Origin of the sequence: Solidesulfovibrio carbinoliphilus subsp. oakridgensis, assembly GCF_000177215.2 — a bacterium.
GTDB lineage: Bacteria > Desulfobacterota > Desulfovibrionia > Desulfovibrionales > Desulfovibrionaceae > Solidesulfovibrio > Solidesulfovibrio carbinoliphilus.
This window is the reverse complement of record NZ_CM001368.1, coordinates 1406706-1420767: the sequence shown is the minus strand read 5'-3', so window position 1 is coordinate 1420767 and position 14062 is coordinate 1406706. Positions and strand designations below refer to the sequence as shown.

The 14062-nt window shown below is 65.6% G+C and carries 6 protein-coding genes; 5 read left to right on the top strand and 1 reads right to left on the bottom strand.

Annotated features, from left to right (window positions below; genetic code table 11):
* The first annotated feature begins 20 nt into the window (after window positions 1–20).
* Together clpX and lon are read left to right on the top strand one after the other, a co-directional pair.
* Window positions 21–1274, top strand: coding sequence for an ATP-dependent Clp protease ATP-binding subunit ClpX (gene clpX, locus DFW101_RS06315; protein WP_009108680.1), 1254 nt, complete (start codon window positions 21–23; stop codon window positions 1272–1274).
* A gap of 129 nt (window positions 1275–1403) precedes the next feature.
* Window positions 1404–3863 (top strand): endopeptidase La, encoded by a 2460-nt coding sequence (lon, locus tag DFW101_RS06310; RefSeq protein WP_009180679.1) that lies wholly within the window; start codon window positions 1404–1406, stop codon window positions 3861–3863.
* 169 nt (window positions 3864–4032) lie between these two features.
* Here the strand turns inward: lon and DFW101_RS06305 are convergent, their stop codons facing one another.
* Window positions 4033–5226 (bottom strand): tRNA nucleotidyltransferase/poly(A) polymerase-related protein, encoded by a 1194-nt coding sequence (locus DFW101_RS06305; RefSeq protein ID WP_009180678.1) that lies wholly within the window; start codon window positions 5224–5226, stop codon window positions 4033–4035.
* 61 nt (window positions 5227–5287) lie between these two features.
* Between DFW101_RS06305 and DFW101_RS06300 the strand changes: the two genes are divergently transcribed.
* The 3 genes from DFW101_RS06300 (at window position 5288) to DFW101_RS06290 (ending at window position 13663) form a co-directional block, all read left to right on the top strand.
* The gene (locus DFW101_RS06300) at window positions 5288–6238 is read left to right on the top strand and encodes a biotin--[acetyl-CoA-carboxylase] ligase (protein WP_009180677.1); all 951 of its coding nucleotides are present in this window, start codon (window positions 5288–5290) and stop codon (window positions 6236–6238) included.
* 65 nt (window positions 6239–6303) lie between these two features.
* Window positions 6304–9999: a pyruvate carboxylase gene (locus DFW101_RS06295; RefSeq protein ID WP_009180676.1), complete on the top strand. Its 3696-nt coding sequence runs from the start codon at window positions 6304–6306 to the stop codon at window positions 9997–9999.
* A 76-nt stretch (window positions 10000–10075) separates the two neighbouring features.
* Complete coding sequence (locus DFW101_RS06290; RefSeq protein WP_009180675.1) at window positions 10076–13663, top strand: PEP/pyruvate-binding domain-containing protein; 3588 nt, start codon at window positions 10076–10078, stop codon at window positions 13661–13663.
* Window positions 13664–14062 lie beyond the last annotated feature (399 nt).

Below are 14062 nucleotides of genomic sequence, written 5' to 3'. Positions count from 1 at the left end.
GGCAGGGTGGGTTTTCCCGTATGACTAGGAAGAAGAGCACCGTGTCGGGCGAGTTGTGCTGCTCGTTTTGCGGCAAGAACCAGGACGAGGTCCAGCGGCTGATCGCCGGGCCGGACGTCTACATTTGCGACGAGTGCGTCTCGCTTTGCAACGAGATCATTGCCCAGGAATCCGTCAGCGAGGAGACCGAGGGCGGCAAGCTGCTGCCCCCGGCCGAGATCAAGCGCCTCCTTGACGAGTATGTCATCGGCCAGGAACAGGCGAAGAAGATCCTGGCCGTGGCCGTGCACAACCACTACAAGCGGGTCTATTACGCGGGTGCGGCCGGCGCCGACGACGTGGAGATCGACAAGAGCAACATCCTCCTGATCGGCCCCACCGGTTCGGGCAAGACGCTCCTTGCCCAGACCCTGGCCCGGATCCTGAACGTCCCCTTCGCCATCGCCGACGCCACCACCCTGACCGAGGCCGGCTACGTGGGCGAGGACGTGGAGAACATCCTGGTCCAGCTGCTGCAGAACGCGGACTATGACATCGAGGCCGCCAGCAAGGGCATCATCTACATCGACGAGATCGACAAGATCGCGCGCAAGGGCGACAGCCCGTCCATCACCCGCGACGTGTCGGGCGAGGGCGTGCAGCAGGCGCTCCTGAAGATCATCGAAGGCACCGAGGCCAACATTCCGCCCAAGGGGGGCCGCAAGCACCCGCAGCAGGAATTCATTCGCTTAAATACCGCCAACATCCTCTTTATCGTGGGCGGGGCGTTTATCGGCCTGGAAAAGATCGTCGGCCACCGCATGCGCGGCACGGCCATGGGCTTCGGGGCCAAGGTCGAGGCCCGCCATGACGACGACATGTCGCGGATGCTCTCCCTGGCCCATCCGGCCGATCTGATCAAGTTCGGCCTCATCCCGGAGTTCATCGGCCGCATTCCGATCCTGACCAGCCTCGAGGAGCTGACCCGGGAAGACTTGGTGCGCATCCTGACCGAGCCCAAAAACGCGCTCACCAAGCAGTACCAGAAGCTTTTCGAGCTCGACAAGGTGCGGCTGCGGTTCACGAAAAACGCCATGGAGTCCATTGCCGAGAAGGCCATCGAGCGTAAGACCGGGGCCCGGGGGCTGCGCAACGTCATGGAGAGCATCATGCTCGAGATCATGTACAAGCTGCCGTCCCTGACCGGCGTCAAGGAGTGCGTGATCAACAAGGCCGTGGTGGAGAAGGGCCTCGAACCGCTCCTTTTTTACCACCAGGAAGTCAAATCCGCCTGAACGGTTCCGTCTCTCGTTTGACAACGTTTTTTTTCGCCTTACCTTGAAACCTGCCGCATCGCCGCCCGGATCGGACCCTTCCGATCCGGGCGGCGCAAGCCGAGTAAAACCCCGTAAGCGGGAGGTTGCATGACAGGTTTTACCTTCGACAACGATCGGTTCGCCGCCGAGACCATACGCCTTCCCATGATGAGCCTGCGGGAAGTGGTGATGTTCCCGCGTTCGATCGCCCCCCTTTTCGTCGGCCGCGAGGCCTCCATCAAGGCCATCGAGCAGGCCGTGGCCGCCCACGACAAGAAGATCTTCCTGGTGGCCCAGCGCTCCCCGGAAACCGAGAAGCCGAACCCCGAAGACCTGTTCGAAATGGGCACGGTCAGCAAGATCCTCCAGATGCTCCGCCTGCCGGACGGCACCATCAAGGTCCTGTTCGAGGGCCTGTACCGGGCCGAGTGGGAGTCCGAGACCATGGGCGTGGGCGAGGACGCCGACTATCCCATGGTGACCGTGCGCCGCGTGCCCGAGGAAGAGTCGGCCGGCGCCGAATCCGACGCCCTCATCCGGGCCACCCAGGAGGCCCTCGAGCACTACGGCCGCATCAACAAGAAGCTGGCCCCGGAAACCATCCTGGCCATCAATTCCATCACGTCCCCCGGTCGTCTGGCCGATGCCGTCATGCCGCATCTGAAGGTCGACTACATCAAGAAGCAGGGGGTGCTGGAAGAGCTTGAGCCCGTGCGCCGCCTGGAAGAGACCTATGCCTTCCTGCAGGGCGAGATCGAAATCTCCTCCATCGAGAAGCGGATCAAAAACCGCGTCAAGCAGCAGATGGAGAAGAACCAGAAAGAGTACTATTTAAACGAGCAGATCAAGGCCATCAACAAAGAGATGGGCCGCGAGGACGATCCCGGGGCCGAGGCCGTTGAATTCGAAAAGCGCCTCGAAGAAAAGAACATGCCGGAAGAGGCCCGGGAAAAGACCCTGCGCGAGATCAAAAAGCTGCGCCAGATTCCGCCGTCCTCGGCCGAATACACGGTGGTGCGCAACTACGTGGAGTGGATCCTGGACCTGCCCTGGGCCGTCTACCAGGAAACGGACCTCGACATCACCGCGGCCGAAGCCATCCTCAACGAGGACCACTACGGCCTGGAAAAGCCCAAGGAGCGCATCCTCGAGTATCTGGCCGTCCAGAAGCTCGTGGACCGCATCAAGGGCCCCATCCTGTGCCTGGTCGGCCCCCCCGGCGTCGGCAAGACCTCGCTCGCCAAGTCCATTGCCAAGGCCATGGGCCGGGAGTTCGTGCGTCTGTCCCTGGGCGGCGTGCGCGACGAGGCCGAGATCCGCGGCCACCGGCGGACCTATGTCGGGGCCCTGCCCGGCAAGATCATCCAGTCGCTTAAGCGCGTGAAGTTTAACAACCCCGTCTTCTGCCTGGACGAGGTGGACAAGATGAGCACGGATTTCCGGGGCGATCCCTCGTCCGCGCTCCTCGAAGTCCTCGATCCCGAGCAGAACTACGCCTACAACGACCACTACCTCGATCTGGACTACGACCTGTCCAAGATCTTTTTCATCACCACGGCCAACTCCCTGCACTCGATCCCGCTGCCGCTGCAGGACCGCATGGAGATCATCCGCATCCCGGGCTACCTGGAAACGGAGAAGAGCCAGATCGGTCGCCGGTTCCTTCTGCCGAAAAACATCGAGCAGCATGGCCTGAAAGACGAGAACCTGTCCTTTGACGAGGAGGCCCTGCTCGAGGTCATCCGGCGCTACACCCGCGAGGCCGGGGTCCGCAACCTCGAGCGCGAACTGGCCTCCGTATGCCGCAAGGTGGCCCGCAAGCTGGTCGAGGGCAAAAACGAGGAAACCGCCTTCGAGATCACCAAGGCCAACCTCGAATCCTACCTCGGCGTGCCCAAGCACCGGCACGGCGAGATGGAGGCCGCGCCGCGGGTGGGGCTTTGCACCGGCATGGCCTACACCGAGGTCGGCGGCGAGATCCTCATGGTCGAGGCGGCCATCATGCCGGGCACCGGCAAGGTGGAGATCACGGGCAAGCTTGGCGAGGTGATGCAGGAATCGGCCCGGGCGGCCCTGTCCTACCTGCGTTCGCGCTCGGGGCTCTACGGCCTCAAGCCCGATTTTCACAAGGAGATCGACATCCACATCCATGTGCCCGAGGGCGCCATCCCCAAGGACGGCCCGTCGGCCGGCATCACCCTGGCCACGACCATCATCTCGGCGCTTCTTAACATCCCGGTGCGAAACGACATCGCCATGACCGGCGAGATCACGCTCCGGGGCCGGGTCCTGCCCATCGGCGGCCTGCGCGAAAAGCTGCTCGCCGCCCACCGGGGCCTCATCCGCACGGCCATCATTCCGGCGGAGAACGAAAAGGACCTGAAGGAAGTGCCCGAGGCCATCTTGAAGGACATGGAGATCATCAAGGTCGAGAGCATGGACGAGGTCCTGGGCAAGGCGCTGGTCTGCCCCGAGCCGGAGAAGGTCTTTTGCCGCAAGACCGAGGACGCCGTGCCCCTGACGGAGACGCTTTTGAAGGAAGAATTCCGGGCCGAACCCCGGCATTAGACAGAGAAGATGCCCCCGGCGGCCGGGGGGAGCCACCATACCGGCCCCCGGCCCCCCCGGGCGGGGGTACGCGAGAAGGGCCGGGACGGCGCAGTCGTCCCGGCCTTTTTTTGTGGGGAAAGAAGGGAGCGTCGGCCCGGGAGGGCGGGGGATCGGAGCGGACGGCGGGTCAGTCGTCCCGGTCCGGGGAAACGTCGTCGCCGGGAAGTCCTTCCCCGGCCGGTTCTTTGTCTTCCCCGAGCTTCCTGTCCATCTCGGCCAGCTTCTGGCAGCGGAGGTTGCGCAGCTTTTCGCCGGAAAGGGGGCCGCGCATCCGTTGTTTGCCGGGCAGGTGGACCGAGAGCATAAGCTTCATGTCCCGCTTGACGAGTCCGGTCACGTCCTCGCCGCTGTCGGCCCGCACCACCTCGAAAAGGGGCTCCACCAGCTCGTGCTTGTGCAGCCAGGTGAGCATGTCCACCCGGGTGCCGGCCCGCAGTTCGTGGTAGCGGGCGGCCTTCATGTGGAACCGGGCCGCGGCCACGCCCGACTCGCGCACGCGGTTGGGGAGTTTGAGGCGCTTGCCGAGTTCCTCGGCCACGTCCGCCCCGGCCTCGTCGTGGCCGTGGTGGCGCGGCCACTCGCACTCGGGCGTGCGCGTCTTGCCCAGGTCGTGGCACACGGCCATCCAGCCGGCGATGGGCTTGCCGGCGAGCTGGTCGGCCATGTCGCACATGTGGGCGAAGACGCTGCCGCTGTGGTGCTCGGCCGGCCCGGCCGGCACATGGCGGGCGGCCTCCAGCTCCGGCATCCAGGGCAGGAGGCAGCCGGTTTCGGCCAGAAGCGCGAAAAACCGCGAGGGCTTCGGCGCATCCAGGGCCTTTCTGACTTCCTGGGCCACCCGTTCGGCAAAGATGTCGGACAGGACGCCGCAGGCGGCCACGGCCTTCATCTGGGCGAGAAGTTCCGGGTGCGGGGAAAAATCCGGCAGCGAGGCCGCGAACCGGGCCGCCCGGTAGACCCGCAGCGGGTCGTCGAACATGGACATCTCGCCGCAGGGACGCAAAATCCGGTCCCGCAGGTCGGTCAGGGCCAGGGGATGGAAGTGCAGCCGGCCCGCGATCTGGCGCGAATCGCCCATGGCCATGGCGTTTATGGTCAGGTCCCGGGCCAGCAGGTCCTCGTTGATGTCATCCCCGCGCGGCCAGGCGTACTGGGCGCTGCCGAGCATGAAAACCGGAAAGGTCTTGCCGACTTGCCGCGCTCTCCGGTACCTTCGCAGGAACGCTTCGGGCGTGGCGTCGACGATGAGGTAATCCTGATCCACTACCGGCCGGCCAAGAAGGATGTCGCGGACCGCGCCGCCAACGAGATAACGTTTCATGCATGACTCCGGGGCGGACATTGTCCCAAATTCCTTGAAAAATCCAGGGGGCAAAGTCCCCATGCCGCAAAACCCCTTTGCCGCGGGCGGCATATGGCTCTGGCGGTCCGGCGGACCGGACCTGGCCGGGACGTTATCCCCCGCCTCCCTGGCCGCCGCCCACCCTTTGTGGGCGGCCGACGCGGCCCGGCTCGGGCCGTGGCGCACCGTCGGGCTTGGGCCCGAATACGGTCCGGCGGCCGGCCAGTGGGACATGGCCCGGGGCGACGCCGGACAGGTGGCCGATCCGGTTCTGTGCGTGGGGCCGTGCGGGTCGAGCCTGGATGTGGCCCGGGCCTTCGCGGGGGCGGGGCTGCTCCCGCCTTTCGCCACGGTCCTGGCCCTGTCCCAGACGAAGGGGCGTGGGCAGATGCGCCGGGACTGGGTCTCGCCGCCGGGAAATCTCTACGCCGCCCTGGCTTGGCCCGAGGCCACGGGCGATCTGGCTGTCCTGGCCCCGGTGGTGGCCGGGGCCTGCCTGGCCGACGCCTTGCACGCCCGGGGATTTTCCGCCCTGGTCAAATGGCCGAACGATCTTCTGGTCAAAGACCGCAAGGTCGGGGGCATTCTTCTGGAGGAGCGGGACGGGACCACCCTGGTTGGGGTCGGGCTCAACCTGGCAAGCGCCCCGGACCCGGCGTTCCTGCGGCGTGACCACGCGGCCGAGGCCGCCCGCCTCGACCTTTTTGGCGAGGTGCGCGGCGCGGTTACGGAGTGGGCCGAACTTGTGAAGTCCGTCCAAACCTGCTATCGGCTGTGCGTTGCGGTATCGGGCTCGCGGGAGCTGTCCCGTTTTCTGGCGCGCCGCCTGGCCTGGATGGGGCGGGACGTGCTCGTGCGCGAGAGCGGATCGGACGCGTTTCGGGCGAGGATCGTCGGTTTGGCCGAGGACGGGGGACTTCGGCTCAGGCGTCGCGACCCAGGTCCCGGGCAGGATTTGACGCTGCATAACGGGAGCGTATCCCTCCTTTGATACCGGCCCCCGCCGGATCTCACACGAGAAAATGGACTGGTCGCCCGAAGGGGTCAGAGGACAGTATGATCGCCAAGACGTTTCTGGAAGTCCTTTCCGAAGTGGAAGGAAAGAAGATCCTCGTCGCCAACCGGGGCATTTCCGCGCGGCGTGTTTTGCGTTCCATCCGTGAACGGTTGCGCGCCATCCCGGTACTCACCGTCACCGACGTCGACATGACGTCCCCGGCCACGGCCGGTGCCCACGAGCTGATCACCCTGGGGGCCGACTCGCGGGCCTATCTCGATATCGACGGGATCATCAAGAAAGCCAAGGCCCACGGGGTCGTGGCCATCCATCCCGGCTGGGGCTTCGCCTCGGAGGACGCCGAATTCCCGCGCAAATGCGCCGAGGCCGGCATCATTTTCATCGGCTCCTCGGCCGAGGCCATGCAGAGCCTCGGCAACAAGGTCGACGTGCGCCGGCTGGCCATGGGCCTTGGCATTCCGGTGGTGCCCGGCTCCGAAGGCTCGGTCACCATTCCCGAGGCCCGGGCCATCGCGGCCAAGATCGGCTTCCCCATCATGCTCAAGGCCGAGGGCGGCGGCGGCGGCCGCGGCATCTACGAAATCTATTCCGAGGCCCAGCTCGAATCCGCCTTTTCCAAGGCTTCGGCCATGGCCCAGGCCTCGTTCGGCAATCCGCGCCTTTTCGTGGAAAAGCTCCTCACCTCGGTGCGCCACATCGAGATCCAGGTGGCGGCCGACATGCACGGCAACGTGTTCGCCTTTGACGAACGCGACTGCTCGGTCCAGCGCAACCACCAGAAGCTCGTGGAGATCACCCCCTCGCCCTGGCGGGGCATGACCGACGAACTCAGGCAGCGCCTCAAGGACTATTCCGAGCGGCTGGTGCGCGAGACGGGCTACTATTCCCTGGCCACCGTGGAATTCCTGGTCGACGCCGACGGCGAGCCGTACCTGATCGAGGTCAACACGCGGCTCCAGGTCGAGCACGGCATCACCGAGTGCCGCTACGGCGTGGACCTGGTCGAGGAGCAGATCAACATCGCCTTTGGCGGCAAGCTGCGGTTCAACTGCGGCGACACCCGGCCCTTCCTCCACGCCATGCAGCTTCGCATCAACTGCGAGGACCCCAAGCGCAACTTCACCCCGAACGCGGGGCTCATCGCACGCTACCTCTCGCCCGGCGGCCAGGGCATCCGGCTCGATTCCTGCCTCTCGGCCGGGTACGAGTTCCCGACCCAGTACGATTCGGCCGGGGCGCTCCTCATTTCCTACGGCCGCAACTGGCCCAAGGTCGTGGCCGTCATGGAGCGGGCCCTGCGCGAGTACATCATCGGCGGGCTCAAAACGACCATTCCCTTCCACCGCCAGATCCTGCGCAACGAGGACTTCGTCAAAGGCGAGTTCGACACCAAGTTCATCGCCCAGAATCCGATCCTCCTCGACTATCTCGACGAGGAGCCCGAGGCCCTTCGCCTGTCGTGCCTGGTGGCCGAGATTTCCGCCCGGGGCTACAACCCCCACGTCATGCTCGACCGATACCGCGGCCGCGAGGACTACCGGCTCGGCCGCTTCCAGCCCCACATGCCGGACGTCGACTTCCGCAGCCACGAAAGCCCCTATCCCCGCGGCGACCGGCAGGCCATTCTCGACGTGGTGCGCGACTCGGGCAAGGTCCACTTCGTGGACACCACCACCCGCGACATCACCCAGTCCAACAGCGGCAACCGCTTCCGGCTGGCCGAGGACGAGCTGGTCGGCCCCTACCTCGACAACTGCGGTTTTTTCGCCCTGGAAAACGGCGGCGGGGCCCACTTCCACGTGGCCATGATGGCCAACATGACCTACCCCTTCACCGAGGCGGCGGAGTGGAACCGGTTCGCGCCGAAGACCCTGAAGCAGCTGCTTATCCGCTCGACCAACGTGCTTGGCTACAAGCCCCAGCCGCGCAACATGATGCGGCTGACCGGCGAGATGATCTGCGAGCACTACGACGTTATCCGCTGCTTTGATTTCCTGAACCACATCGACAACATGTACCCCTTTGCCGAGGTGGCCCTGTCACGGCCCGACGTCATTTTCGAGCCGTCCCTCTCCTTGTCCTTTGCCAAGGGCTTTGACGTGCCCCATTACCTTGGCGTCCTGGAGGCCATCCTCGACCAGGTGGCCAAGGCCGGCGGCATGACCCGGGCCAAGGCCGAAAAAAGCATCATCCTGGCCCTCAAGGACATGGCCGGCGTCTGCCCGCCGCGCTTCGTCAAGGAGCTGGTGACGGCCATCCGCAAGGGCTATCCCGACCTTGTCGTCGACTACCACCGCCACTACACGGACGGACTGTTCGTGCCGGCCGTGGGTGCGGCCGCCCTGGCCGGGGCCCATATCGTGGACACGGCCATCGGCGCCTCGGTCCGCTGGTACGGGCAGGGCGAGGTCCTCTCCACGGCCGCCTACATCGAGGGCGACCTCGGCGTGCCGGTGGCCCTGACCAAGAACAACAAGGAAATGATCCGGGCCGCCAACTTCGTCCTGAAGCAGATCATGCCCTACTACGACCGCTACACCGCTCCGTACTTCCAGGGCATTGACTACGATGTGGTGGACCACGCCATGCCGGGCGGGGCCACGTCGTCGTCCCAGGAAGGGGCCATGAAGCAGGGCTACATCCATCTGTTGCCCTACATGCTCCAATTCCTGGCCGGCACGCGCAAGATCGTGCGCTACCACGACGTGACCCCCGGGTCCCAGATCACCTGGAACACGGCCTTTCTGGCCGTGACCAGTGCGTATAAGGCCGGGGGCGAGCGGGCCGTCAAGGACATGCTCGAAGTGCTCGAGGCCGTGGCCGAGACCCCGGACGAGTGTCTGACCCAGGCCGCCCGGCACGACCGGCTGCTCCTTTACGCCAATTGCAACGACGCCTTCAGGAACCTGCTGCTCGGCAAGTTCGGGAAGATGCCCCTTGGCTTTCCGCCGGACTGGGTCTACGAAAGCGCCTTTGGCCCCGACTACAAGCGGGCCCTGGCCACCCGCACCGAGGACTCGCCCCTCGACGCCCTGGGCGAGACCGATTTCGAGGCCGAGATGGTGGCCCTTACCAAGCAGATCGGCCGCGAACCCACCAACGAGGAGTTCGTGCTCTACCTGAACCACCCGGGCGATGCCTTGAAGACCATCGAATTCCGCAAGAAATTCGGCGATCCCAACCGTCTGCCCCTCGACGTCTGGTTCGAGGGCCTGGAACCCGGCGAGGAGCTCCTCTTCTCCGACAGCCTGGGCAAGCCCCACCACCTGTCGATCCTCAATATCTCCCGTCCGGATGCGAGCGGCGCGGCAACCGTGCGCTATGCGCTCGATTCCGAAATCCTGAGCCACCAGGTGGCCGTGGCCGCGCCCCAGGGCGGTTCGGCGCCCCAGGTGGAGATGGCGGACCCGAAAAACCCCTTCCATGTGGGCGCGCCCGTTTCCGGCGACCTGTGGGTCATGCAGGTCAGCCCCAACGACTACGTGCGGACCGGCGAGGAGCTTTTCAACGTCTCGGTCATGAAGCAGGAAAAATCCGTGGCCGCGCCCATGGATGCGACGGTCAAGCGGGTGCTCAAAAGCGCGGATTACACCAACGACCGCAAGATGGTCCCGGTCCGGGAGGGAGAGCTCCTGGTCGAACTGGCCCCCGTGGGCAAGAACTGTCCTGTCTGCCGGCAACCTGTAGCCGACGACCATTACAAGTTTTGCCCGAATTGCGGTCAACAGGTGTAAATTTCGCCACGAACGTGTTAACGGTGGCCGGCCGGACGCACGGGACCGCCGGGCCGGAAGAGACAAGGAGGGGAGAATGGCCAAGACCGACGCCAAAGACAAGCCGCGCCAGGAGGACGCCACGTCCGCCACGCCGAAACGCGCGGCCATCGATACGACGACGACGCTTATCCTGACCGGAGCCGACATTGTTGCCATCGGCGAGGAAGCCGAGATCCTCGTTGGCGGAAAGAACTACAATACCGCGCTGATAAGCCAGATCGCGGGCATCCGGGCCCCCCAGTTCCGGGCCATGTCCTCCGTGGTCTTCCACCGGGTGCTCGATGAGACCAAGGTCAACGCGGCGCTGATCCGGGAAGTGGTCAACGACGGCTACCGCCGGGTCAACTGGAACGACGAGGACGTCAACAGCGATCCGGAATACCTGAAAAACCTCGTGCGCGACCTGGCCGACGAGGCCCGGGCCCGGGCCGTGGACGCCCCGGGCACCACCATCAAGCTGCGCACCTTTGTCAACAACGTGGTCGAGGGCTTCGCCACCTCTCCCGAAGGCATCGACCAACTGCGCAAGCGTTCCGTCCTGGTCCAGGTGGCCATCCTGTCCGTGGACATGCCGGCCGAAGTCCGCGAAGCCGTGTCCAACGCCTACAACGACATCTGCCGCGAAGCCGGCCTCGAGGACGTGCCCGTGGCCGTGCGTTCCTCGGCGGCGGGCGAGGACAGCCGCAAGAAGGCCTTCGCCGGCCTGCAGGACACCTACTTGAACATCGTCGGCGCGGCCCAGTGCGTGCGCGCCTACCAGTGGGACTGCGCCTCGGCCTACAACCTGCGCTCCATGACCTACCGCCGCGAGGCCATTCTCGACGCCGTGGCCCTGGCCGAGCAGACCGGCGACAATTCCATCGCCGAGACCGCCAAGCAGGAATGGGCCATCGAGAACACCTCGCTGTCCGTGTGCATCATGCGGATGATAAACCCCGTCATCTCCGGCACCGCCTTTGCCGCGGACACCGCCACCGGCTGCCGGGGCACCTCCCGCAACGACCTGGTGTCCATCGACGCCAGCTACGGGCTCGGCGAGGCCGTGGTCGGCGGCATGGTCACCCCGGACAAGCTTTTCGTCTTCCAGCGCGACGACGGCTCCGAAGTCGTCATCCGCAACATGGGCTACAAGGACAAGAAGATCGTCTACGACGACAAGGAAGGCGGCACCAAGCTGGTGAAGGTCTCGGACGAGGAGGCCTACCGCTGGGCCTTGTCCCTGGCCCAGGCCGAGGAGGTGGCCCGGGGCGTTCGGGCCATCAGCGCGGCCTACGGCGGCTGCATCATGGACACGGAGTTCTGCATCGACCAGTCCGACCGCCTCTGGTTCGTCCAGGCCCGGCCCGAGACGCGGTGGAACGAGGAACTCGAACGCCATCCGGACACCATCTTCATGCGCCGCATGGAAGTGGACAAAAAGGCCGTGGCCGCGGCCGAAGTGATCCTCGAGGGCAACGGCGCCTCGCGCGGCGCCGGCCAGGGCATGGTCCGGTTCCTGCGCTCCGCCCTTGAGCTCAACAAGATCCAGAAGGGCGACATCCTGGCCGCCGAGCGCACGGACCCCGACATGGTGCCCGGCATGCGCATCGCCTCGGCCATCCTGGCCGACGCCGGCGGCGACACCAGCCACGCGGCCATCACCTCCCGCGAACTGGGCATCCCGGCCATTATCGGCATCCAGCGGGCCGAGACCCTGCGCTCCCTGGACGGCCAGTACGTGACCGTCGACGGGTCGCGCGGCTGCGTCTACCGGGGGCTTTTGCCGCTGGAGGAAGTCGGCGGCGAGATGGACCTCTCAAAGCTGCCCCCGACCAAGACCAAGGTCGGCCTGATTCTCGCGGACGTGGGACAGGCTCTCTTCCTCTCCCGGCTGCGAAACGTTTCGGACTTCGAGGTCGGGCTCCTGCGGGCCGAATTCATGCTCGGCAACATCGGCGTCCACCCCCAGGCCCTCGAAGCCTACGACAACGGCACCCTGCCGCTCCTTCTCGAAAGCAAGGTCAAGGAGCTCGACGCCAAACTGACCAAGGTCGTGCGCGAGCAGCTGGCCGCCGGCTACATCAACGTCCAGATCAAGCTTCGCAGCTACGTCGGCCTCATCACGGGCCTGGCCGGCGAGCTCGACGCCCTGGCCGACCACGCCGGGGCCCGGGGCACCGACGAGGTCATGGCCGTGCACCGCCAGATCCGCGACCTGGAGAAAAGGCTCGACCACCACCTGGAAGAGGTCACCCGCCGGCTCGATCTCCTCAAAACCTCGGCCGACCTCAAGACCCACGTGGCCATCATCCTCGGCTACTGGGACGAGCTCCAGGAAAAGGCGGTCGACCCGGACGCGATCAAGCGCCGCTACGAGATCAAGGCCCGCATCGACGAGCGGGCGGCGGCCGTGGCCGAAGAGCCCATCATCACCGACACCCTGGCCAAGATCGCGGCCATGCGTCAGGAAGTGGCCCGGCAGGTCGGCATCAAGGGCCAGATCGACGACCTCAACGGCCTGCTCGACAAGATCCGCAAGCAGCTCTTCTCGCGCGGGTTCCGCAGCGGCAAGGAGCTCTACGTCCAGACCCTGTCCCAGGGACTCGGGCTTTTCGCCATGGCCTTCCACGGCAAGCCGATCCTCTACCGGACCACGGATTTCAAGTCCAACGAGTACCGGAACCTGCTCGGCGGCAGCCTCTTCGAGGCCCTGGAAGACAACCCCATGCTCGGCTACCGGGGCGTCTCCCGCAACATCCACGACTGGGAAATCGAGTCGTTCAAGCTCGCGCGCGGCATCTTCGGCGGCAAGAACCTGCACATCATGCTGCCCTTCGTCCGGACCGTGGAAGAAGCCACGTCCATGAAGCGCTACCTCGAACGGGTGCACAAGCTGCATTCCGGCGACGAGGGGCTCAAGATGTTCATCATGTCCGAGATCCCGAGCAACGCCATCCTGGCCAAGCAGTTCATCCAGGAGTTCGACGGCTTCTCCATCGGCTCCAACGACATGACCCAGATGGTGCTCGGCACCGACCGCGACAATCCGGCCCTGCGCCACATCTACGACGAAGAGGACCCGGCCGTGGTCTGGGCCCTGCTCGTCACCATCTTCGCCGGCCAGAAGTACGGCAAGAAGGTGGGCTTCTGCGGCCAGGGCGTGTCCAACAGCGTCATCCTGCGGGGGCTCGTGGCCATCGCCGGCATTGTCTGCGCCTCGGTCGTGCCCGACACCTACTACCGGACCAAGTTCGACATGGCCCATGTCGAGGCCGAGGACATCCCGGTCAGCCGCCTTGGCGAATGGCTCAATCTCCAGCACCTGGAACACCTGAAAAAGGTCCTCCAGGAAAACAAGTACGAGCACATCGCCAAGAAGTACGATACCGGGGCGGACATCAAGGACTGGTACGACGGCGAACTGACCCGTCTGGCCGAGCAGCTCCGGGAAAACCTGGAGAGCCCCAAGGCCAACTTCTACCGCCAGGAGATGGAGACGTTCCGTCGTCTCTTCCACAAGCCCGTGCTCTACGCCACCTGGGATTGGCCGAGCACGGTCTTCGACGCCCTGCGCCAGGCCGGGTTCGACTCCTACAAGGAGCAGGCCGAGGCCCTGGCCAGCCAGCGCATCAAGAAGTGGTGACCGGGGAGGGGTGACCCCCTCCGGGGGACGGCGGGAGTCCTCGCCGTCCCGGTCCGGGCGCGGCAGAGTTCCGCGCCCGGGCCACCGCCCCAAACCTCCCTGTTGTCGCGAAAACGGCCGCCCGGCGTGAAGCCGGGCGGCCGTTTTCGCGTTTCGGCGGGATGTAAGGAAAGGGAGCCAGGGCTGCCTGGCGAGCGGGCGTAGGCCGGGTGGTGCCTGGAGCCCCTGGAGTCCGGCGACGGGGCGCGAAAGCCGGGCCGCCTTGCCGGGCCACCGGGAACGTGCTCTGGACCGGGGAGGGCGCGGGGCGGCGGCTTGGCAAAGGCGAACGAACGGAGGAGCGTCGGATGGGGAGGCGGAAGAAGGCGTTTCCCGGGCCGGGAATCTGTCCCGGCCCGG

Excerpts from the sequence above, each read along its gene's own strand:
- clpX (WP_009108680.1), top strand. The coding sequence starts at position 21 with ATGACTAGGAAGAAGAGCACCGTGTCGGGCGAGTTGTGCTGCTCGTTT.
- DFW101_RS06300 (WP_009180677.1), top strand. The coding sequence starts at position 5,288 with ATGCCGCAAAACCCCTTTGCCGCGGGCGGCATATGGCTCTGGCGGTCC.
- DFW101_RS06290 (WP_009180675.1), top strand. The coding sequence starts at position 10,076 with ATGGCCAAGACCGACGCCAAAGACAAGCCGCGCCAGGAGGACGCCACG.
- DFW101_RS06295 (WP_009180676.1), top strand. The coding sequence starts at position 6,304 with ATGATCGCCAAGACGTTTCTGGAAGTCCTTTCCGAAGTGGAAGGAAAG.
- DFW101_RS06305 (WP_009180678.1), bottom strand. The coding sequence starts at position 5,226 with ATGAAACGTTATCTCGTTGGCGGCGCGGTCCGCGACATCCTTCTTGGC.
- lon (WP_009180679.1), top strand. The coding sequence starts at position 1,404 with ATGACAGGTTTTACCTTCGACAACGATCGGTTCGCCGCCGAGACCATA.